Here is a 22328-nt window from a genome sequence, read left to right on the forward strand (position 1 = left end):
TTCAAGCGCTCCGGGCCTGAGATGGTGTGGTAACAGATAAGGGCGGCAGTTCCAGGTTGGTGCGGAAATCTGCTCCGATGTAATCTGTATCAATCAGCGACCGGCGGCGAAGCTCCGGGATCAGACCATTTAGAAGCAGATCTTCCTGATCGGGGTTACCAATACCGTGCAGCGTGAGAACGTCAACAGCACCTGTATTGAAACGTTCTTCAATAGCATCGACGAGTTGCTCTGGCGTACCTGCAATCGACCAGTGGCCGGTTTCCTGCGCCTCAATGATCAACCGGCGCAAGGTGAGGCCTTCACGCGCATAACGACGGAACACCTCGACACGGCCCCGGCGACGGTTAATGCTGGTGATTTCCGGCAACAGGTTTTCTGGCAGCGGCTTGTCAAGCGGCAGATCGCTCAGATCTATATGCCCGCCGAGCATATCAGCAAGCTTGATCCGTCCCTGATCATAGTCGATTGCCTCGTGCTTGTCTTTCAGGCGTCGGGCCACATCCGCTTCAGAAGAGCCAATCAGCGAATGAAGCGAGTTCATGATGAATGGCAGATTATTCCCACGGCCAAACTGTGTCGCGCGGCGGCGCAGCTCGGTGGCAAATGCCACTGCATCTTCAAGCTTCGGCTGTGACGTATAGACGACCTCGGCATAGCGCGCGCCAACCGTGATACCGGCATCGGATTGACCAGCCTGAAACTGAACCGGACGACCCTGCGGCAGAGGTGGCACATTCAGGGGGCCTTCGACGCTGAAATGCTTGCCGTGATAGTTGATAGGGTGAAATTTTTTCGGGTGGACAGAGATATTACCTGACGCCTTGCGGGTGATTGCATCGCGTTCATTCGCATCATAGAGGGCGTTGACGATCTCAATAAATTCTGCAGCCCGTTCATAGCGTTCTTCCGGACTTGGCAGGTCGCCGCCGAAATTTTCTTCGCCGACCGAAGAGGTCACGGCATTCCAGCCTGTTCTGCCACCGCTCAAATGGTCCAGCGTTCCGATCTGGCGTGCAAGATTGTAAGGATGCAGAAACGTCGTTGAGACGGTCGCAATAAGCCCGATATGCGATGTGGCATGGGCCAGCGCTGCAAGAGCGATAACCGGGTCTTGTGTGCCGGTTGTGCCTGCAAGACCCGCCGGATCAAGTTGCAGAAGGTCGGCTGTAAAAAGGCCGGTGATTTTCTCGGCTTCAGCCTTCTTTGCCAGCTCAATTGCGCGTTTGAACCCAAAGGTCTTGTCCTGATCATTGTCCGCGCAAACAACGTTGCTGGCTCCAAACAGGGTTTTCAAGCGGCGGGTACGTGTTCTGGTCATTGTGATCTCCTCAAGAAGCGCATCCCGAAAAGTGAGAAACGGTTTTCGGACAAGATGCGCGTTAAATAATAATTCAAGCGGCGCTTATCGTTGGAACTGCATCCAGCAATGCGCGTGTGTAACTGTGTTGGGGTTGGGAAAAGACGCGTTCAACAGCGCCGCTTTCAACGATGCGACCGTCCTTCATCACCAGAACACGGTCTGTCAGATGTTGGACGACGCCAAGGTCGTGGGAAATGAACAGAAGCGACGTGCCGCAGGCAGCTTGTAGCTCAGCCAGAAGGTCGAGTACCTGAGCTTGCACCGATACATCAAGCGCGCTCACAGGCTCATCAGCGACCAGAAGTTTCGGACGCGGTGCAAAGGCACGCGCGATGGCAACACGCTGGCGCTGACCGCCAGACAACTCGCGGGGATAGCGTTTGAGAAGCTGCGATCCCAAACGCACGGCATCCAGCACTTCCACCACGCGCCTGCGCCGTTCGTCACCATAGACATGAACCGAGTCAAGGCTTTCACCGACAATCTTTTCAACCGTATAACGCGGGTCGAACGAACTGAGCGCATCCTGCGCAATCAGTTGCATATGCTTACGTTGCGAGCGGCGTTCTTCCTCGCGCAGATTGCTCCACAGCTTGCCATCAATATGCAATGTGCCTTGATCGGGTTCTGTAAGCCCGAGAACAATCTTGGCGACGGTGGTTTTACCTGAGCCGGATTCCCCAACAATGCCAAGCGCTTCACCCGCTTTTAGCGAGAATGAGACATCATTGACGGCAAAAGGCGTGTTGGCCTTACCATAATGTTTGAAAAGCCCTTTGGCTTCCAGAACATTAGTGCTCTCATCGATGCGCTTTGCTGGTAGGGCCATCCTGACTTGCGGTTGGTGCGGCTGTACGGGCGAGAGGCGATAGCCGCGTGATCCCGCCGACGGTACGGCTTCAAGCAAATGTCGCGTATAGGCTTCCTTCGGTGTGTTGAGTATCTGCATCGTTGGGCCTTCCTCAACTATCCGCCCATTGTGCATGACCAGAATGCGATCGGCCATCTGTGATACAACAGCAAGATCATGGCTGATCAGAAGAAGCGTCTCGCCAGCCCGGCGGCGCTCCGCAAGAAGATCAAGAATCTGCTTTTGAACCGTTGCATCAAGCGCTGTGGTCGGCTCGTCGGCAATGAGCAGCGACGGCGAACGTGCAACCGCTGTTGCGATCAGCGCACGTTGTCGCAAACCGCCCGAAAGCTGATGTGGATATTGCAGCAACCTGCGATCCGGGTCGGGAATGCCAACCGAGCGCAGCAAAGCCTTGCTACGATCCCTGACATCTGGTCGTTGGAAAAAGCCCTTCACGCCGAAGGCATCGGAAAGCTGTTGCGAGATGCGACGCAGTGGATCAAGCGAGACAAGTGCGTCCTGTAGGACAAAGCCGATCTTGTGGCCGCGTAAACTCCGCCATTCCTTGTCACGGTAATCAAGGACACTCAAGCCATCGATCTCGAAAAGGTCGGCCTTGACGATTGCGCCAGGTGCTGAGAGTCCGATCAATGCGCGTGCCGTCACAGATTTGCCCGAACCGGACTCTCCGACCAGCGCCATCGTCTCTCCTGGGTGGATGGTCAGATTAATGCCTTCAACGACTTTGACCAACTGGTCATCGCGTTGAAAGCTGATGGATAGATTGCGGATTTCAACAAGGGGCGTTGTCATGACTGCCTCCGGCCTTCAAAGGCAAGCTGCCAACGGCGTCCGAGAATGCTGATGGAGATAACGGTGAGTGTGATGGCCAGACCGGGCCAGACGCCAATCCACCATGCAACACGCAGATAATTGCGCGCCTCTGAAAGCATCGCCCCCCATTCCGGTGCTGGGGGTTGCGGTCCCATACCAAGAAAGCTCAAGCCCGCTGCGCTGATGATTGCTGTGCCAAGTCCTATTGTTGCAAGGATCGGCACTTGTGCAATGGCGTGAGGCAATACGTGCCGCAGCACGAGGATGTGACGCTTCAGCCCAAATGTTTTGGCCTGCTCGACATAACCGCTCTGCGCGACGACAAAGGTCTGTGCACGCACGACGCGGGCAAAACGCGGAATGATGGCCACGCCAAGCGCAAAAATCAGATTGACGGTGCCCGGTCCCGTGAACGAGATGAGCACCAATGCCAGCAGCAGATCGGGAAACGAAGACACCACATCGAGAAAACGGGAAACTGCTTCATCAATCAGGCCGCGCGATAATCCAGCAAGCAGCCCGAAAATGGAACCGGCGACAGCACCGATTGCCACAGCGCTAAAGCCTATCAGAACGGAATAACGCGCACCGTGAACCACGCGTGAAAACACGTCACGGCCCAGATGATCAGTACCAAACCAATGATCTACCGAAGGCGGCAATTGTGCCTGTAGAGGATCCGCTAGCAATGGATCGGCTGTTGTAAGTAAACCCGGCCAGAGCGTTGCAACGGTAATTAGCGTTAGAAAGAGCGTTGGTAGTGCCAGTGTCGGGCTGGAAAGGACCAATCGGACCTGTTTAGGTAAGCTAGTGGCAGCCGGCTTTGCCGCCGGGCGTGTTTCCAGTGCGGGGGTGACACTCATGGCTTATCTCCGGCCTTCGGTTCTCAGGCGCGGATCAATCAGCAGATAGAGCACATCAACGATGGTGCTCATCACCACATAGATAAACGCCGAGAAAATAGCGACAGCCAGCACGACCGGCAGGTCGTGATAAAGCACTGCATCAACCGTGATGCGGCCAAGACCGGGACGCCCGAAGACGGCTTCGGTAATGACGGCGCCTGAAAGAAGCCCACCAATCAGCCAGCCGGTGAGTGTTACGGCTGGCAGCGACGCATGGCGCAAACCGTGCCTCAGCCGCAACACAAGATTGCTGGTCCCCCAGCTGCGCACCGTGAGGGCAAAGGGCTCCTCCAGCGCGCGCTCCAGGCCTTCGCGTAGAACCTGTCCAATGACAGCGCCCAAGGACAAGCCCAGCGAAAGCGCTGGCAGGATGAGTGCCGCAAAATTCCTGTCCCCTGACACTGGAAATAGCTTGAGCGTGAAGGAGAAGACGAAAAGGAGGACAATACCGAGCCAGAAGGATGGTGTTGAAATGAGCACCAGTTCAACGCCTGCCGCGATTGAGCGCGGCAGCTTTTTGCCGGCTGTCAAAACAGCGCTAACAGTTGCAAAGACGATTGCGACGACAAGTGCTGCACCGGCAAGTTTCAAGGTGGGCCACATCTGAGAAAACAGAAGCTGCGAGACATCCGTCTGCAGGTAATAGGAGCGGCCAAAATCGCCATGCAGAATACGTCCGAGATAGGACAGGTATTGCATGAAGATTGGATCATCCAGCCCCCATTCTGCGCGAATGGCCGCTTCAACTTCAGGCGTGCGCAGCTGCTCGCCTATCAATATGCTGACAATGTCGCCGGGTGCGAGATGGACGCTTATGAAGCTCAGGGTGATTGCAGCCCAAAGAACCAGCAGGCCTGAGCTTATGCGAAGGGTGATTTGTCCCATAAGACTGTTACGCGGGACTCCGAAACGCCGGGGCAACCAGCTTGCAGGTGCGCGACCGATGGTCGTGGTATTTTCAGCATCCATGATCTGTAGCTCCTCTGTGCCGAAATCCGCGGGAAGACGTAGCTACTCGCTGCGCCATACGTCGTATGCGCTTTCAGGAAGTTGCTTGAAGGGACGGAAGCTGATGCCCTTGACATAGCTTGCAGCAGCAATCTGATCCTCTGGCTCATAGAGCGGCAAGGCATAGGCTTGATCCAGAATGGCGAAATTCTGCAGCTTGCTGTAAAGTTCAAACCGCTTGGCCTGATCGAGCGTTGAGGCGGCTTCATTCAGCCATTGCGCCAATTCAGGTGCTGAAGCGCGGCTGTAATTGATATAACCACCTTTATCGAGTGGCAGGTAGTGCAGTTCTATGTCGATGGCGTCGGTTGGCGTGTTGGAATTGGCAATCGAGCCAAAGTCACCTGTCTTGCGGCGGTCTGTGTAGGTCCCGGCATCAACATAAACAATCTTCAGATCGATACCCGCGCTCTGGCGCGCCTGTGCCTGCAAAGCCTGCAAGAGAACATCGCGCTGGTCACGCACCGTTGCCTGCGCCTGAATAACTTCAATCGTCAGCGGCTTACCATCCTTGGTGCGGAAGCCTTCCGCATTGCGTTCGGTCCAGCCCGCTTCATCGAGAAGTTTGTTGGCAAGTTCTGGATTGGCCCCGTATTTTCCTTCGATGCTTTTGTCGTAAAACTGCGGATCAATCGGCGAAGTGATGCCCCATGCGCGAGTGCGCTCACCCCGATAGACGGATTTGAGTACGGCATCGACGTCGATCGCAGCAATGAGCGCTTTGCGGACATTGAGCTCCTGCGTCGGACCCCGTTCGACATTGAGGAAAAGCGAATAAGGTGTGCCGGTGTTCAACGCTGTCTGATAGGTGAAATCAGGATTGTCATTGAACAGCGCTGCATCATTGCCGGATACACCTTCAATGACATCAACCTGACCAGAGGTAAGCGCGCCGGTTCTGACCGATGACTCGCCCAAGAAACGGTAGGTCACTTCATCAAGGTAGGCTGGACCCTGATGACCCGCATTCGCCGGTGCCCAGTTGTATTCCGGGTTTTTTACGAAATTGAGTTCCTGTCCTTTGGCATAACGCTTCAAAATGAAAGGACCGGTTCCTGCAATCTCAGGTCCGCCGGATTTGATTTCTTCGGATTTGAATGCAGCAGGCGAGAGAATTTCCAGGCTGGCAATATAATCGAGAAATGGCGCGTAAATGCCTTTGAGCGTGAAACTGACGGTATTTTCGTCAAGCACCTTCGCTTCTGCAATGCGCGAAACAGGCCCGGTGCTTGTGCTGCCTGAATAAGCCGGGTCTTTGAGCGCCGTAATGTTGGCTACCACGGCTTCCGCATTGAACTTTTCGCCGTCCGTAAACTTTACATCGTCCCGCAGTGTGAATGTGTAGGTTTTACCGTCTTCCGAAATCTCATGGTCTTTCGCCAGCCAAGGCACGTAACCGCCTTCAGCGGTGCGCGCAAGCAGCGATTCATAGGAATTTCGCAGCAGGAGTTTGGTCTTGTCCTGACCGTTGAGCTGCGGGTTAAGGGTCGCCGGCTGGGTTTCAACACCCCAGCCCAGCTTGCCGCCTTCAATGGGTTTGGCATCTTGCGCGAAAGCGATTTTTGGCAGTGCGACTGCCGCGAAAAGTGCAGTTCCGAGCGTGAGAAAATAACGGCGATTAAACATGTATCGGTTTCTCGTAAGCAGGATGAAATTAATCTTGAAGCCAGATATCGTAGGCGTTTTCCGGAAGCCGCTTGAAAGGGCGGAAACCGATGCCTTGAACGCGAGATGATGCGACGATCTGATCGGCAGGCACATAGAGCGGCAGGCCATAAGCCTGATCGAGCAGCGCAAAACGTTGCAGTTCTGCGTAAATTTCAAAGCGTTTTTTGGAATCGAGCGTGGAAGCGCCTTGGTCCAGCCATGCGGAGACTTTCGGGTCTTCGGTTCGACTATAGTTGATCGAGCCGCCCTTATCGCGGGGCAGATAGTGGAAGTAGATGGTGACGCCGTTTTCCTGCGTCGTCGTCGAATTTGGAATGATGCCGTATTCGCCGTCTTTCTGGCGGCTGGAATAGGTTCCCGCATCAACATATTGCAGCGCAATATCGATGCCGGCATTCTGCCGGGCCTGCGCCTGTACGGCCTGCAACAGAATATCCCGCTGGTCGCGCACGGTGGATTGTGACTGCACAACCTCGATTGTCAGGCGCTTGCCGTCTTTGTTGCGAAACCCGTCGGCATCGCGCTCTGTCCAGCCAGCCTCATCGAGAAGCTTGTTGGCAAGTTCCGGATTAAAGCCGTAAGTACCTTCAATGGACTTGTCGTAAAAGTCAGTATCGGCTGGGGTGAGGATGCCCCAGGCGCGTTCACGTTCTCCGCGATATACCGACTGAATAATGCGTTCGACATCAATTGCAGCCAGCACGGCCTTGCGCACGTTGACATCAGAAGTGGGCGCACGATTGACGTTGAGGTAGAGCGTATAAGGCGTTCCGGTGTTGATCGAAGTTTGGTAGGTAAATTCCGGGTTATCCTTGAAAAGTTGCGCGTCATTGCCGGAAATGCCTTCAGCTGCGTCGATCTGGCCGGAGGTGAGTGCGCCGATACGCACCGAAGATTCCGGCAGGAAGCGATAGGTCACATCATCCAGATAGGCTGGACCTTGATGGGCCGCATTTTCAGGCGCCCAGTTATAGTCCGGGTTTTTGACGAAGCGGATTTCCTGACCCTTGATATAACGGTCGATTATGAATGGCCCGGTTCCCGCGACTTCTCTTCCACCGGCCTTTAGCTGGGCAGACCCGAATGCTTTGGGTGAGATCAATTCAATGCCAGCCGCACCATCCAGGAAAGGTGCGTAAACGCGGTCAAGCCTGATGACGAGTGTGAGCGGGTCAACGGCGGTGACTTCGCTGACACGCGCGACGTGGCCCGCACTGATGCTTCCCGAATAGGTAGGTTCTTTGAGTTTGGTAAAGTTGAGCGCAACGGCTGCTGCATCGAATTTCTCGCCGTCCCAAAATTTCACGCCATCGCGGAGCTTGAACGTATAGGTCTTGCCGTCTTCTGATACTTCATGGCTCCTGGCGAGCCAGGGCACGTAACTACCGTCCGGCGTGCGTGCCAGAAGGGATTCATAGCTGTTACGCAGGATGAGCTTGGCTTTGGCCTGACCGTTCAAATGGGGATTGAGGGTGCTTGGCTCCGACTCGACGCCCCATGTGAGCGAACCGCCCCTCACGGGTTCGGCACGCGCTTCCGTCAAAGCGATTTCAGCTCCGGTGGCGATAGTTAGAACAATACCGCTTGCGCCAGCCAGAAAATCTCGTCTCGTAATCACGTTGAATATCCAGTGTCGGGAATTGGGAGAGTGTTATGCCGCGATTGCAGGGCGACTATTGGCAAGCAGCTCAATGGTTTTGAGACGTTGGCTGCCTTCGGAAACAGGGCAGTCGATAACGAACTCAGCGATACTCAACTCGCGGTGCAGACGTTGAAGTTCCGTGTGAACTTGCGAGGCTGTTCCACGAATGACACGGGGCGTGCGCTCTTCGATGCTGTATTGTGTGGCGCCGGCCTGCCGCACATATTCAAGCGCCTGTTCGTGACTCCCCACATTGACCGGCTGCAGGCCTTCGACCGCAACACGGAAGCGGCGAATATCACCTGCCAGTTTTTCTGCCTCAGAGTCGCTCTCAGCAACGATAACGCTGACCGCTAACACGGCAGGACGGTTCGCGATTGCCCGATAGGCGTCAACCGCTTCTTCGATCGCTGCCGGATCGCCCTGAATATGGCCGGCATAGACGAAGTTCCAATCAAGGTGAGCCGCAAGTTCAGCACTTTCGACACTCGCACCCAGCAGGAAACGTTCAGGTTTTTGCGGCGGCACCGGATATGCGGCGATGCCCTTATCATCATCTGATTTTTCAGAACCATGATCGAGAAAGCCATCGAGCTCTGCGAGTTGCTTTTGGAAGGATGGTTTTCGGTCCGGGTCATAAGCGCCTTGCAAGGCGCGGGTTGAAAGCGGCAGACCTCCGGGCGCTTTTCCGACCCCCAGATCGACCCGTCCAGGGGCAAGCGAAGCAAGAAGGTTGAAGTTCTCAGCGACTTTATAAGCGCTGTAGTGCTGCAGCATCACACCGCCCGAACCAATCCGGATATGCTGGGTGTGGGCCAGCAAAAAGCCGATTAGTACCTCCGGTGACGAACTGGCAAGCCCCGGTGAGTTGTGGTGCTCTGCCACCCAGAAACGGTGAAAGCCTGCAGCTTCTGCTTTCTGCGCAAGCTTTATCGTGCGGGTCAGCGCCGCCTGGGCTGCTTCGCCATCATGAATGGGACTTTTATCGAGAAAACTGAGCGCGTAGGGCATTTGATCCTCACCAACAACTTCAATGAGGAGATAATCTATGTTTTTTATAGAATATTAATCGAGCAACGATCTTCCAATATTTGCACGCTCATTAAACGTTCATGCCGTGCAAACGGGCGAGCAACGAGGCACCGTTAAAGGAGACCCTGTTCGATGGCGGCCTTTGCCTCCACACAACACAGGTTGGACAGGATTTGTTTCAGCGGAGGCTTTCTATGGTTGATATTATCGTCCAGTCTTCTCTTTTGGACCCTGCCGCACAGCCGCTTATTGACGGTCTGGTTCATGAATATGATAGCCGTTATGCGAATCTGGATCGGCCGGGCGGGGCGCGCAGTGAAATTCTGCGCTATCCCGCGGAGGTGTTTGCGCCGCCACTTGGCGGTTTCCATTTGCTGCAGCGCGATGGTGAAACCATTGCCGGTGGCGGCTATATGAGCCATGACGAAGAAACCGTCGAACTCAAGCGAATATGGACCGCACCGCATTTGCGCAGACAGGGGCTGGCGCGCCGTATCGTTTTGGCGCTTGAAAAAAGTGCCGGTGATCTGGGTTACACGCGCGCCTATCTCTCGACCGGCTTTCGCCAGCCCGAGGCAACAGCGCTTTACATTTCACTCGGTTATCGCCCGCTCTTCGACACATCTTTAGATGTTCAGCAATATCGCTCGCTGCCTTTTGAGAAGCACATTGGTGCCAAGCTGGGCCAGCCGATATCGTCGCCGCTCTATCCCGCATCGGCTTCATTTGAAGAGGCAACGCAGCGCGTGCAAGAGCGCAAAGCGGAGCAGGAAGTAAAAATTCTGGCGCGACTTCAGAGCTATCGCGAAACCGCTGCGTGAGAAGGGAATCAAGCCATGCCCGTTTCACATATCGAACATTTCGCCTTTCTCGTTCCGGGCAGTCATCAGGAGAATGATCCCGCAAGGGGGCTAGAGGATACGCTCCAGCTTTTCGAACATGGAGAGCGACTGAGATATAACAGCGCATGGGTGCGTCAGCGCCATCTGGAGCGTGGTATTTCTTCTGCTGCTACCTTTCTCGCTGCCGCTTCGCAGCGGACGAAACGCATTGGTCTTGGCACTGCCGTTATCCAGCTCGGCTATGAAAACCCGTTCCGGCTCGCCGAAGATCTTGCAACTGTGGACCTGCTGTCAAACGGCAGGCTGAATGTTGGGGTTTCAGTGGGGGCGCCGCCTTTCGCTCATCTTATCGCAGATTTAGTCGATGCCGCACCAATTGCCGATTACAGCCATACGCGCGCAGAAAAACTGGCACAGGCACTGCGATCAGAACCGCTTTCGGGCGAAACCGAAGCGGGCAATGCCGCTAGTGCGCAAATTCCCCGTTTGAGGCCTTTTGCCGAAGGGCTGCCCAACCGCTTGTGGTATGGAGGTGGATCACAGAATTCCGCACGTTGGGCGGGTCAGGCTGGGTTCAATCTTCTGACCGGAAACATTGTCAGCGGTGACAACACGGATGATTTTCTGACGGCCCAGAAAGCACTCATAGAAAGGTTCCGTCAGGAGTGGGTGCATGACCGTGCGCCGCGTGTTGCACTTGGCCGGGTGATCCTGCCCACGGACAGCGCAAGTCCCGATGCGCGACGTCGCTACGCGGAATTTGCGGCAGATCGCGACAAGCGAACGGGTTTTGCCCATGGTCCGCGCCGCACGCTGTTTCTGCCCGATATTGTGGGCACGACAGAACAAATTCTGGAAACACTCGCAGCCGATCCTGTTTTGCCGCTTGTCTCCGAATTTCGGTTGGAGCTGCCTTATGAGTTTCATGCCGCGGATTATGCGCAAATACTCACAGATTTCGCGCGGCTTCTTCCTGCGTCGGCCCCAAGCAAGCCAGAGCTGAGCGTTGTTCGCGCTGGCTAGGTATCCAAACCATTCAACTACGATCGGAATTCAATCATGACGCAGTCTAAAGCCCTGCTTCTGGGGGTGGGTCTCAGCGCCGCAATCGCACCTCAAACCAGCCTCAAGCAATCACGGCAGTTCTGGACGGAGCTGACAAAATCGTTCGATGGTGCCGTTACATTTCTGACACTGGAAGATGAGTTTGCACACAAGGGCGGCGATGGGCTGGACGCCCTCTTGCTGGCAAACTGGCTTGCACCGCGTCTTAGCAATATTGGTGTCATCGCCGGTGCGCCGCTGAATTTTCTGGAACCTTTCCACCTTTCGACCGCCATTGCGACGCTCGATTATGTCAGCGAAGGGCGTGCTGGACTTCTTGTCCAGTGGCTCACAAACCAGCGCAATCTGGAAGCCAGCAAAGCGCTGGGTGCATTGGATGGTTATCCTTCGCTTGATCAACAGGCGCTTAAAACGGACACTCAAGACGCAATCGAAGTTATTCGGAGGCTTTGGGATAGCTGGGAAGACGATGCCGTTATCCATGACAAGAAAACGCAACGTTTTCTGGATGCATCCAAACTGCATTACATCAACTTTGAAAGCGACAATTTCAGGGTTCTTGGGCCTTCGATCACCCCGCGTCCACCGCAGGGCCAGCCGATTGTAGCGGCCGCACTTTCAAACCTTGATGAGCTGAACATCGCTCGCAGTGCGGATGTGGTTTTTGTTCCAGCAGATGAACAGCTTATCAGAGCTGCGGGCGCATCCGTGCATGATCGCCCGGCGCCGTTTGTCGTCACCGACATCACGCTTTCTGACAAACCGAGTGTTCAGCAAATAATTGATGCGGTTACTGAGAGCCAAAAGTTGGGCGCTTCAGGCATACGGTTGCTCTTGTCTGATCCGCAATCGCAAAGCGATTTCGTTCTCAAAGAACTGCTGCCCGCATTGCAGGTTCACAAGCTCGTTCACAACGGCGAAGGCACTACGCTGCGAGCGCGGTTCGGTTTGCCGGAAGCAATCAATCGTTACTCCACAGCCGCATGAGCGAAGGAACCGGGAAAATGACAAAGCTGAAGCAGGTTATTCTTGGAGCGCAATTTCCGGGCGTCAACAATTTCACCGTATGGAGTGATCCGGCAGCGGGTAGCCAGATCGAGTTCTCGTCGTTCAAGCATTTTGCCGAAACGGTTGAGCGCGGGAAGTTTGATTTCATCTTTCTTGCGGAAGGCTTGCGCGTGCGCGAGCAAAAGGGAAAGCTTCACGAGCTTGATGTTGCTGGCCGTCCCAATACGCTGGCTATTCTTACCGCGCTCGCTGCGATCACCGAAAATGTGGGGCTGATCGGCACACTGACGACCACGTTCAACGAGCCTTATGCGCTTGCGCGGCAGCTGGCGACCTTTGACACTCTCTCCGGCGGGCGGGCTGGCTGGAATGTGGTGACATCGCCAGGCGCGTTTACTGGCGCAAACTTCCGGCGTGGCGATCATTTGCCTTTCAAGGAGCGCTATGAGCGCGCGCGAGAATTTATCGACGCCGCGCAGAGAATATGGGCTGGCGGCGATTTTGCTTTTAAGGGCAAGCATTTCGACATCGCCGGTCGCTCAGATCTGGTGCCGCCACAAGGCGCGCCGGTCATTGCGCAGGCGGGCGACTCGCAGGAAGGGCGGGAACTTGCCGCAAGCCACGCTGATGTCATCTACTCCCGTCACGGAACGCTGGAAGCAGGGCAGGCGTTCTACCGCGATGTGAAGAAGCGTTTGGCTGGCTACGGGCGCAGCCCGAATTCACTCAAAATTCTCCCGGGAGCAACCTTTGTCCTTGGTGACACGCAAGAGGATGCGGAGGAAAAGCTGCGCGAAATCCGTTTGCAGCAGGTCAGCCCGAAATCCGCGATCACCTTTCTGGAGCAGGTGTGGAACCGCGATCTTTCCGCTTACGATCCAGATGGGCCGTTGCCGGAACTGGAGCCGGATGTTGCGCATGAGCAGCTGGCTTTGGGTCGTGCAGCACGCTACGATGACCGCATTGAAACCGCTCGAACATGGCGCGAGTTGGCAGAGCGGGAAAAGCTCAGCATTCGTGACCTTATTATCAAAGTAACAGCGCGTCAGCAGTTTGTCGGCACCCCGCAGACAATTGCCGAGGAAATCAACGCCTATGTGCAAGCGGATGCGGCAGATGGGTTCGTGTTTGCGCCCCATCTCACGCCTGGTGGCTTCGACGAATTTGTCGAGAAAGTCGTTCCAATTCTTCAGGAAAAAGGCGTGCTTCGTGGCGAGTATACCGGAGAAACACTGAAAGAAAATCTCGGCTTGTCAGCGTGATCACCAAATGCAATTGGTAGCAGCGCAATCGCGTCACCCTACATTCATAGTATTGCCAGCAAAAGGGCGAAGCGCACGGACGGGAAACCAGTTCACCGGACTGATTTCTGGTCCTGCTTCGATGCGTCGGATAATGCGTAAAACGATGAATTAGAGCGGTTCCCGTGAACCTGTTTTTTGACCGGACCCGCTTTCACTCTGTTTTAGCTGTAGGCTTTAATTTTCTACAAAGTCAGTAGAATATAGAAAGTGCATTCTCGGCCAATCTTCCGGTCGCTGCTACCGTGCAGGGAATGGTAAATCGGGAGTAAAATACAGACATGGGATCAACGGTTACATATCTCCGCGAAAGTATTGAGCAATATATCGAAGAACCGGTAGATATCGAAGTTTCTCCAGGTGAGCTCAAGGCAGCAATGCGTCAGCTTGCAGGCGGCGTGAGTGTTGTTACAGCGGGTTTCGATGAGGGGCGCACCGGGGCGACTGTAACGTCAGCCACTGCGCTTTCGGTTGAGCCGCCTACGATTATCGTAAACATTAATCGGGGTTCGTCGGTCTGGACGGCGATTAGTCGCCATAACCATTTCTGCGTGAATGTGCTGTCTTCCGGCCAGCAGTCCATTGCCGATCGTTTCGCTGGCAAGGGTGGCATCAAGGGCGTTGAACGCTATGCGGATGCTGATTGGTATGCGCTCGAAAGCGGTGCGCTGGCTCTTGCCGGTGCGTTGGCTTCGGTTGATTGCGCCGTGGAAGATGTCATCGAGCGGCATACCCATGCGATCGTGATCGGGCGCGTTCTGAAGATCGTCACCGGCTCAGGTGATCCTCTCCTCTATCACAATGGGGGCTATCGCCTTCTCGATGCGCTCTCAGGCACTTAGCTGCGCCCATGCGGGTGCAGAACCATCATCTTCCAGCCCGCCATTGCGTGCAAACTGTTCGAGCGTCATTGTATCAAGAACGCCAGCTATTGCTTCGCGCACCAGCAGCATGGAACGGCGAACCTGACAAGCGCGATGATCCTCGCAATCGTCGCATGGCTCGTAGGCCGTGCGGCTGGCGCAGCGGATTGGCGCCAGCGGCCCATCGAGAACGCGGACGACTTGCCCGATGGTAATTTCGGATGCCGGTTTGGAAAGACTGTAACCGCCGCCGGGACCTTTCTTCGACCGGAGAATCCCGTCATTGCGCAACTCCAGCAGGATGGCGTCGAGAAACTTCTTGGAAATATTGTTCCGAGCGGCAATTTCCGCGACAAAGGCGCTTTCACCCGGCGCAAGCGCCGCGAGGTGAGCCAGAGCCTTCAAACCATACTTGCCCTTCTTGGTGAGCATGTGCACTCCGCCGATGTTTCGCCAGGCTGCTTTTGCATGAAATCGAGAGAATTAATAGCCTACCGTAATTGGCCGAGTGTCGCAGTAGCGCGGGTTTGGCCGATTTCGCACGGTGAGGGCGACATATAATAATAAAGCAGAGACGATGATTATCGCGCTTCAATGATGAAACGGAGCAACGCGATGATGAAGATGCAGGTATAGCTCGTATCGATGTTTGAAAGGGGCGCTGAGCGCTCTGCCTCAAGGATGAGACGCCTCGATATCCGCGTTTTTCAGTCTGCCTTTCCTGAACCCGTTACCCCGCAAAAAAGAACGATCTCACAATCTCTCTCCCCGATTGGCTCCATTCTATTCTGCACCGCACCGCTTCAGGCTGCCTCGCAATTTCAAAGTATATAAAAATTATAGAATTACTTTTCTTACGGATGCGCGAGTGTGTGTTTAGGCTGTTTCAGATGGAAAATGGCAAGTCGCTCGGTGCGATTGCGGCGCCACCGGGAGCCCCGAGATAGACGCCTGGCGTCGGAACACTTCCTTGGAGAAATGACATGAGTGGACGAAAACAAATCACGTTTGGCGTCATGCTGCAGGGGCCTGGCAGTCATATGAACGCATGGAAGCATCCCAGCGGCCCTGCCGATGCGAGCACCAATTTCGAGTTTTTCGTCAATGCCGCACGCAAGGCGGAGGCAGCAGGGATCGCTTTTGCGTTCGTTGCTGATGGACTTTACATCAATGAGCAGTCGATACCGCATTTTCTCAATCGTTTCGAACCGATTTCGATCCTTTCGGCACTCGCGGCCTCCACATCGAAAATTGGCTTGGTCGGCACCGTATCGACGTCCTACAGCGACCCGTTCACCATTGCACGCCAGTTTGCGTCACTTGATCTTATCTCCGGCGGACGCGCCGGATGGAATGCAGTCACGTCACCGCTGGAAGGCTCAGGCCGCAATTACGGGCGCCCGCATCCCGAGCATGAATTGCGCTATGAAATAGCAGACGAATATCTCGACGTCATCAAAGGGCTATGGGATTCCTGGGATGACGATGCCTTCGTCCGCGATCGCGAAAACGGTGTCTATGTCGACAAGAATAAGTTACATCGCATCAATCACAAAGGGCGCTTTTTCAATGTCGAAGGCCCGCTGAATATCAGTCGCTCCAGGCAGGGGCAGCCGGTGGTGTTTCAGGCTGGATCGTCGGATTCCGGCATCCGGCTTGCCGGTAAACATGCCGATGCAGTGTTTACGAACGGCACCAAGATTGAGGACGTGCGATCCTTCTACAGGCAGGTAAAGCAAAGCGCGGTCGCTCAAGGCCGCAGTTCTTCTGATGTTGGGATTTTTCCCGGTATCGGCCCAATTGTCGGGCGTACGCAGGAAGAAGCAGAGGAGAAGTATCAAGCCATCCGTAATCTGGTTTCGGTTGATGAGGCGCTGCTTTATCTCGGTCGCTTCTTCGACCATCACGATTTCAGCATCTATCCGCTCGACGAGCCTTTCCCTGAACTCGGTGAAATCGGCAAGAACAGTTTCCGCGCCACGACAGATCGCATCAAGAAGACGGCAAGGGAAACCGGTGCCACATTACGCGAGATCGCACTCGATGTCGCGACACCACGCACTGCCTTCATTGGAACTGCGGACGCTATCGCCAATGAACTGATCAATTGGGTGGAAAGCGAAGCTGCCGATGGTTTCATTCTCGGCTTTCCCGTCATTGCGGAAGGTCTCGACGATTTCATTCAACATGTACTGCCGATCCTGGAAAAGCGGGGCTATTTCAACCCGGAACTGCCCGGTGAAACGCTCCGCGATCATCTTGGGCTGCCGTTCCGCGAAAGCCGTTATTCGTCGGCTGTGGATCAACCGGTAAACAAGGCTGCGCGGGCCTGAGGAGCCGGTTTCATGGATGTTACCTCCCGACCCCGCAACAGGCTTGATGCCGCGAGAGAAGCCATTGCCGCGCATCTCGATGAATTCATAGCGCTTCGCCATGACATACATCAGTATCCGGAGCTCGCTTTCCATGAGCATCGCACGAGTCGTCTCGTTGCGTCAAAACTCGCCTCCTGGGGTTATGACGTCACGACGGGAATTGCGAGAACCGGCGTGGTAGCGACCTTGCCCCGGGGGGAAGGTCGGCGCCGTCTCGCGATCCGGGCAGATATGGATGCTCTGCCGATAGAAGAGGCGACGGGGCTTGACTACGCCAGCCGAAACAAGGGTGTGATGCACGCTTGCGGCCATGACGGGCACACGACGATCTTGCTCGCCGCCGCACGATATCTGGCCGAGGAGGGCGATTTCAGCGGTACGCTCGATCTTGTCTTTCAACCAGCAGAGGAAATCGGCGCCGGAGCGCGCAAGATGATAAGCGAAGGGCTTTTCGAGCAGTTTCCCGTCGATGCGGTGTTCGGATTGCACAACTGGCCGGGTGTCACTGCTGGACGTTTCGGGTTTGTCAACGGACCGGCTATGGCATCCGTGGACAAGGCTGTCATCAAGATCGTCGGCAAGGGTGGTCATGGAGCTGAACCGCACAATGCTGTCGACCCTGTTGTCGCCGCTGCGTCTCTCATAACTGCCTTGCAGAGTATTGTTTCGCGCAATGTCGATCCGCGTGAAATGGCGGTTGTCACGGTTGGCTCCATCCATGGCGGCGAAGCTTCAAACGTCATTCCTGGTTCGGTGGAACTGCAACTGACGATCCGTTCCTACAGCGAAGAGGTGCGGCGCGGATTGCAAGTACGTATCCCGGCGCTTGCTCGCGCTCAGGCTGAAAGTTTTGGTGGCGTTGCGGAGGTCGATTATAGGTTGGGCTTTCCTTCTGTCATCAATCCGGTTGAGGAGACCGCATTCGCCCGCAAGGTTGCAGCCGATGCGTTCGGGGATGATGTCCTGGAGGGCGCATTTGCGCCGCGCACTGCCAGCGAGGATTTTGCTTTCTTGTTGCAGGCAAAGCCTGGCAGCTATCTCTTCATCGGTAACGGCGACAGCGCGCCGCTGCACAGTGCCGAATACAACTTCAACGATCAGATCATCGCGCCAGCCGCTCTCTATTGGGTGCAGCTCGCCGAAGCCTTTCTCAATGAAAACAGACGGTGATGATGATGAGCGATGTCTTTCTGTATACCAGTTCTCTTGATCCGCGTGCAAAGCCGCTCATCGATGAACTTCTGTATGAATATGACAGCCGTTACGGCACATATTTCAACGCGGAAGGTGCAGCGGCGGAAATGAACCGCTATCCGCCCGAAGCATTTGCGCCACCCAGCGGTAATTTTTTGCTGTTGATCCGGGACGGTGAAACCATCGGCGGCGGTGCCTTCAAGGCTTTTGATGCACGTACTGCGGAGTTCAAGCGTATCTGGACCCGGTCGGATCTGCGGCGACAGGGGCTGGCGCGCAAGCTTCTCGTGGAACTGGAAGAGCAGGCAGCAAGACAGGGCTATTCCCGCATCTACCTGACGACGGGCTTTCGTCAGCCGGAAGCCGTAGGTCTCTATCTCAACAACGGGTATACGGCGCTTTTCGACACGAGTGCAGATCCTGAAATTTACAAGACGCTGCCCTTTGAAAAGGAGATCGGCCATCTGTGCGCTCCGCTGGGGCGCGGCACTGATCATCGCATCACGGACCGTCAACAAATCGCCAACCCGTGAATTTCATCACAGGGCTGAAGGCCAAGGAACGACCAGATGGCAGTAACGACAGAATTCACAAACGTGCAGATTGCAACCCGTTCGGTGGAGCGCAAGCAGGACTATTCGCGCTACAGGATCGTTCCGGCAAAGCATCCAGCACGTTTAGCCGGCAGCGTGTTCGCGGCCATCGTGATCGGCCTTGTGCTCTATTCGATCTTTACCAATCCACAGTGGGGCTGGAACGTTTTTGCGGAATGGTTCTTTGCCGAACCGGTACTGGTCGGCCTCGGGCGAACACTGCTGTTAACAGCGCTCGCGGCCGTATCAGGTTCCATTCTCGGTACGCTGCTGGCATTAGCCCGTGTATCGAGGTCGCCTCTGCTTTCGGGTCTGTCCTGGGGCTATATATGGTTGCTGCGCTCCATACCCCTTATTGTATTGCTGCTCATCCTGAATAATCTCGGCTACCTCTATGCGAACATCACGCTGAGTGTGCCTTTCACGGATCGCGTATTGTTCGATTACCCGACGGTGCAATTGTTGACGCCGTTTGCAGCTGCCTTTCTCGGTCTGACGCTGAACCAGTCCGCCTTTTTCGCCGAGATTGTGCGCGGCGGCATCCTTTCCGTCGATCAGGGGCAACATGAAGCCGCTGCGGCGCTTGGCCTGCCGCGCACCCGGCAAGCCTTGCGAATTGTTTTGCCACAGGCCATGCGCTCCATCCTTCCGACGGGTTTCAACGAGATTATCGGTCTCGCCAAGGGCACTTCCATGGTCTATGTGCTCGCCTTGCCTGAGCTGTTCTACACGGTCCAGGTGATCTACAGGCGCAATCTGGAAGTCATTCCGCTGCTGATGGTCGCGACCGTCTGGTATCTGGTCATCATGACCGTGCTTTCTGTGGCGCAGTATTACATCGAGCGCTATTTCGCGAAGGGCGCGGTTCGCAATCCCGTTCCCCTGCCATTCCAGACCTTCTTCAATCGCTACAAGCGCTCCTTGCCGTTGACCTCGGGGCTGTCGGGACAAGTACACAGGACGGTTCCAGTCGCCGGTTTCGGCGATGCCGGCACAATGTCTGCGGGCGCACCTATTCATATCCACGATATTTCCAAGCGCTTCGGTACGAACACGGTGCTGAACCATGTGGAACTGTCCTTTCCGGCAGGCAGCGTGACGGCAATTCTCGGCCCGTCCGGTTCCGGTAAGTCCACACTACTACGCTCGATCAATCATCTGGAGCGTGTGAATGAGGGCTTCATTTCCGTTGATGGGGCACTGGTCGGTTACCGTCAAGATGGAGATACGCTCTATGAGCTGAAGGAAAAGGACATTCTAAAGCGTCGTGCCGATATCGCGATGGTGTTTCAGAACTTCAATCTATTTCCGCACATGACGGTCCTGGAAAACATTATCGAAGCGCCGATTCAGGTAGGCGGCCTTGCACGCGATGCAGCGATCCGGCTGGCGCTTGATCTGCTGGCGCGCGTTGGCCTCTGTGACAAGGCTGAAGCCTATCCACGCCAATTGTCAGGAGGGCAGCAGCAGCGCGTGGCGATTGCCCGGGCGTTGGCGCTCCGTCCGAAGGTCATCCTGTTCGACGAACCGACGTCGGCGCTTGATCCGGAACTGGTTGGTGAGGTGCTCGACGTCATCAAGGAACTTGCCCGCACCGGGACCACGCTTGTGATCGTCACCCATGAGATCGGCTTTGCGCGCGAAGTTGCGGACACGGTTGTCTTTATGGAAGCCGGACAGGTTGTAGAGGCCGGTCCGCCGTCCAGCATTTTCAACGACGCGCAGCATCCGCGCACACGCGAATTTCTGGCCAAGGTTCTTTGAACCGGTGCCGGAAGAACTGACACAACAAGGAGACGGGAAATGACATTTATCAGAAAGGCAGCCTACTGGACCGCCGGGATTATCGCGATCGGGCTGTTTGGTTCCGGTATTGCGCGAAGCGAGGGGAAATTCGATCTCAGCCCGGAACAACCGAACCGGCTGCGTGTCGAAAAGATCGACAAGCGCATTGAGGAGATCAAGGACTTCAAGTTCGTCAAGGATGGTGTTCTGACCATCGGCATCAGCACCAGCGGACATCTGCCGTTACATGACTATGCGTCGGATTCAAAGACCGTCATCGGTTATGACGTCGATCTGGCGCAGATCATCGCCGATAGTCTGGGTCTCAAGCTGGAACTGGTTTCTGTCGCATGGGCCGACTGGCCGATGGGGCTTTCTTCCGGCAAGTTCGACGCGGTGATTTCGAATGTGACGGTGACGGAAGAACGCAAGGAGAAGTTCGATTTCTCCACCTATCGCAAGGATGAGCTTGGCTTCTACGTGAAGTCGGACAGCAAGATCAGCGAGATCAAGTCTCCGGCAGATATTGCGGGCCTCAGGGTTATCACCGATGCTGGCACCAATCAGGAGAAAATCCTGCTGGAATGGGATCGCCAGAATGTCGCTGCCGGTTTGAAGCCCATCGAGGTTCAATATTACGATGACGATGCGGTCAAGGATCTCGCCATCCAGAGCGGACGCGCCGACGCTGTTTTCAGCGTGAATGCTACCCAAGCTTACTCTGCGGGCATTAATGGCAAGACGAAGCTCGTCGGCACTGTGAGTGGGGGCTGGCCAATTACGGCTGAAATCGCTGTCACGACGCGCAAGGGAAGTGGCCTTGCCCAGCCGCTGACCGGCGTTCTCAACGATCTGATCGCCAGCGGGGCATATCAGAAGGTTCTGGAAACCTGGAATCTCGGACCGGAAGCAATCACCGAAGCGAAAACCAATCCGCAAGGACTGCCAAAGAGCGGCTCGTAAGTTGAAAGGTGAGAGGCGGGTTGGTTTGAGGGGACGCGAACCGACCCGCATATTTCTGCGATATTGGAGAAATTTACATGAGAGCAGGAGCTCTGTTAATCGCGGCCCTTGCGTGGGTGGCATTTCCGGTTCTGACGGCAATGGCAGGGGACGGTTTCGACCTCTCTCCAGAGCAACCTGGTCGTATTCACACGAAGAAGAATGAGACCGCTGTGACAGCCGTTCCCCCCGGCTTCAAATTCGTTGCGCCGGGTAATTTAACTGTAGCCGTGGCTCCGGGTGGCCCGCCTCTGGCCAGTTATGCCACTGATGCGCGAACGGTCGTCGGCGCGGATCCGGAATATGCTTCTGCGATCGCTGAAAGTCTGGGCCTGCAACTGGAGCTCGTTCCGGTGGCATGGATTGACTGGCCGCTGGGGCTGGCTTCCGGCAAGTATGATGCCGTCATCTCGAATGTTGGCGTGACCGAGGAACGCAAGGAAAAATTTGACTTTTCAACTTATCGGCAGGGCCTGCATGGGTTCTTCGTCAAGTCGGACAGTCCGTTCACCTCCATCAAAGAACCAAAGGATGCTGCTGGTTTGCGCATCATCGTTGGGGCGGGGACAAATCAGGAGCGCATTCTCGTAAAATGGAGCGAGGAGAATGTGGCGGCGGGTCTGAAGCCTATTGATCTTCAATATTACGACGATGAGGCAGCAAGCCTGCTCGCGCTCCGGTCGGGCCGCGCGGATGTGATCGTGCAACCCCACGCCCAACTCGTTTTCATTGCAGCACGTGACAAGAACATCAAAAGGGTCGGGACGTTGAGCGCCGGGTGGCCGGATCGTTCTGATGTTGCGATCACAACCCGCAAGGGAAGTGGCCTGGCTGACGCGCTGACAGTCGCCACCAATGGGCTGATTGAAGATGGGACCTATGCCAAAATTCTCAAACGCTGGCATTTGGAGGAAGAAGCGCTTCCCCGTTCCGAGACAAATCCGCCTGGATTGCCGAAGTTCAACTGAACCGGGACGTTGTTTCCATGCAATTGA

19 protein-coding genes are annotated in these 22328 nt (G+C 55.4%); 11 read left to right on the forward strand and 8 right to left on the reverse strand.

Annotated elements, in window-relative coordinates:
• Position 1: 1 nt before the first annotated feature.
• The 7 genes from OINT_RS20615 to OINT_RS20645 form a co-directional block, all read right to left on the reverse strand.
• Complete coding sequence (locus OINT_RS20615; RefSeq protein WP_006469870.1) at positions 2 to 1321, reverse strand: NtaA/DmoA family FMN-dependent monooxygenase; 1320 nt, start codon at positions 1319 to 1321, stop codon at positions 2 to 4.
• Positions 1322 to 1394: 73 nt separating this feature from the next.
• The gene (locus OINT_RS20620) at positions 1395 to 3029 is read right to left on the reverse strand and encodes a dipeptide ABC transporter ATP-binding protein (protein WP_006469871.1); all 1635 of its coding nucleotides are present in this window, start codon (positions 3027 to 3029) and stop codon (positions 1395 to 1397) included.
• Positions 3026 to 3913 carry an ABC transporter permease gene (locus OINT_RS20625; protein ID WP_006469872.1) on the reverse strand — a complete coding sequence of 296 codons (888 nt, stop codon included), beginning with the start codon at positions 3911 to 3913 and terminating at the stop codon, positions 3026 to 3028. Before OINT_RS20625 ends, OINT_RS20620 begins: the two co-directional genes overlap by 4 nt.
• Positions 3914 to 3916: 3 nt before the next feature.
• A complete protein-coding gene (locus tag OINT_RS20630; RefSeq protein ID WP_006469873.1) occupies positions 3917 to 4924 on the reverse strand; it encodes an ABC transporter permease in 1008 nt (335 codons plus the stop codon).
• A 42-nt stretch (positions 4925 to 4966) separates the two neighbouring features.
• The gene (locus OINT_RS20635) at positions 4967 to 6589 is read right to left on the reverse strand and encodes an ABC transporter substrate-binding protein (protein ID WP_006471483.1); all 1623 of its coding nucleotides are present in this window, start codon (positions 6587 to 6589) and stop codon (positions 4967 to 4969) included.
• 28 nt (positions 6590 to 6617) lie between these two features.
• Entirely contained in the window at positions 6618 to 8249 is a 1632-nt protein-coding gene (locus tag OINT_RS20640) for an ABC transporter substrate-binding protein (RefSeq protein ID WP_006469875.1), read from the reverse strand.
• Between the two features lie 33 nt (positions 8250 to 8282).
• Positions 8283 to 9284 carry an LLM class flavin-dependent oxidoreductase gene (locus OINT_RS20645; protein ID WP_006469876.1) on the reverse strand — a complete coding sequence of 334 codons (1002 nt, stop codon included), beginning with the start codon at positions 9282 to 9284 and terminating at the stop codon, positions 8283 to 8285.
• Positions 9285 to 9499: 215 nt separating this feature from the next.
• Between OINT_RS20645 and OINT_RS20650 the strand changes: the two genes are divergently transcribed.
• The 5 genes from OINT_RS20650 to OINT_RS20670 all read left to right on the forward strand — a co-directional run bounded on the left by OINT_RS20650 (position 9500) and on the right by OINT_RS20670 (position 14363).
• On the forward strand, positions 9500 to 10126 hold the full coding sequence (locus tag OINT_RS20650; RefSeq protein WP_006471485.1) for a GNAT family N-acetyltransferase: 627 nt from the start codon (positions 9500 to 9502) through the stop codon (positions 10124 to 10126).
• A 15-nt stretch (positions 10127 to 10141) separates the two neighbouring features.
• Positions 10142 to 11170, forward strand: coding sequence for an LLM class flavin-dependent oxidoreductase (locus OINT_RS20655; RefSeq protein WP_006469878.1), 1029 nt, complete (start codon positions 10142 to 10144; stop codon positions 11168 to 11170).
• Between the two features lie 66 nt (positions 11171 to 11236).
• A complete protein-coding gene (locus OINT_RS20660) occupies positions 11237 to 12199 on the forward strand; it encodes an LLM class flavin-dependent oxidoreductase (RefSeq protein WP_235691693.1) in 963 nt (320 codons plus the stop codon).
• A gap of 17 nt (positions 12200 to 12216) precedes the next feature.
• Positions 12217 to 13482, forward strand: a complete 1266-nt coding sequence (locus OINT_RS20665; protein ID WP_006471486.1) for an LLM class flavin-dependent oxidoreductase — start codon at positions 12217 to 12219, stop codon at positions 13480 to 13482.
• 320 nt (positions 13483 to 13802) lie between these two features.
• A complete protein-coding gene (locus OINT_RS20670) occupies positions 13803 to 14363 on the forward strand; it encodes a flavin reductase family protein (protein ID WP_006469881.1) in 561 nt (186 codons plus the stop codon).
• On the opposite strand, the gene OINT_RS20675 is transcribed toward OINT_RS20670, so the two are convergent.
• Positions 14352 to 14816, reverse strand: coding sequence for an RrF2 family transcriptional regulator (locus OINT_RS20675; RefSeq protein ID WP_006471487.1), 465 nt, complete (start codon positions 14814 to 14816; stop codon positions 14352 to 14354). The genes OINT_RS20670 and OINT_RS20675 overlap by 12 nt on opposite strands.
• Positions 14817 to 15367: 551 nt before the next feature.
• Here OINT_RS20675 and OINT_RS20680 point away from each other — a divergent pair.
• The 6 genes from OINT_RS20680 (at position 15368) to OINT_RS20710 (ending at position 22301) form a co-directional block, all read left to right on the forward strand.
• Positions 15368 to 16717 (forward strand): LLM class flavin-dependent oxidoreductase, encoded by a 1350-nt coding sequence (locus OINT_RS20680; protein ID WP_006469883.1) that lies wholly within the window; start codon positions 15368 to 15370, stop codon positions 16715 to 16717.
• Positions 16718 to 16729: 12 nt separating this feature from the next.
• Complete coding sequence (locus OINT_RS20685) at positions 16730 to 17929, forward strand: M20 aminoacylase family protein (RefSeq protein ID WP_006469884.1); 1200 nt, start codon at positions 16730 to 16732, stop codon at positions 17927 to 17929.
• Between the two features lie 5 nt (positions 17930 to 17934).
• The gene (locus tag OINT_RS20690) at positions 17935 to 18486 is read left to right on the forward strand and encodes a GNAT family N-acetyltransferase (protein ID WP_031346277.1); all 552 of its coding nucleotides are present in this window, start codon (positions 17935 to 17937) and stop codon (positions 18484 to 18486) included.
• A 36-nt stretch (positions 18487 to 18522) separates the two neighbouring features.
• Positions 18523 to 20310, forward strand: a complete 1788-nt coding sequence (locus OINT_RS24405) for an amino acid ABC transporter permease/ATP-binding protein (RefSeq protein ID WP_006469886.1) — start codon at positions 18523 to 18525, stop codon at positions 20308 to 20310.
• 39 nt (positions 20311 to 20349) lie between these two features.
• Positions 20350 to 21294 (forward strand): ABC transporter substrate-binding protein, encoded by a 945-nt coding sequence (locus OINT_RS20705; protein WP_006469887.1) that lies wholly within the window; start codon positions 20350 to 20352, stop codon positions 21292 to 21294.
• Between the two features lie 77 nt (positions 21295 to 21371).
• Positions 21372 to 22301, forward strand: coding sequence for an ABC transporter substrate-binding protein (locus OINT_RS20710; RefSeq protein ID WP_006469888.1), 930 nt, complete (start codon positions 21372 to 21374; stop codon positions 22299 to 22301).
• Positions 22302 to 22328: the final 27 nt, after the last annotated feature.

Origin of the sequence: Brucella intermedia LMG 3301 (genome assembly GCF_000182645.1) — a bacterium.
Lineage (GTDB): Bacteria > Pseudomonadota > Alphaproteobacteria > Rhizobiales > Rhizobiaceae > Brucella > Brucella intermedia.